Below are 261 nucleotides of genomic sequence, written 5' to 3'. Positions count from 1 at the left end.
TATGTGTATGAACCCGCCAGCTATGCGCCGCTGGCCCGTATCGATCAGGCGGAGGGTGAGGAGCAGAAGCTTTACTACTTCCACACCGACCAGATCGGCACGCCCCTGGAAATGACCGACGTCGCTGGCGATATTGTGTGGCAGGCGACCTATCGGGCCTGGGGTTCGGTAGAAGATTTTGACCGTAAATTGGGTCGAGCAGAACCTGCGGTTCCAGGGGCAATACTTCGATGCCGAGACGGGGCTGCACTACAATACGTT

1 pseudogene is annotated in these 261 nt (G+C 57.5%); it reads left to right on the top strand.

Annotated features, from left to right (window positions below):
- Positions 1–261: pseudogene (locus tag OGL93_RS22180) on the top strand (RHS domain-containing protein); the annotation flags it as partial.

This window comes from Pseudomonas sp. RIT-PI-S, assembly GCF_025642975.1.
Lineage (GTDB): Bacteria > Pseudomonadota > Gammaproteobacteria > Pseudomonadales > Pseudomonadaceae > Aquipseudomonas.
Note: the sequence above shows the minus strand (reverse complement) of the source record. Positions and strands in the feature narration are given on the sequence as shown.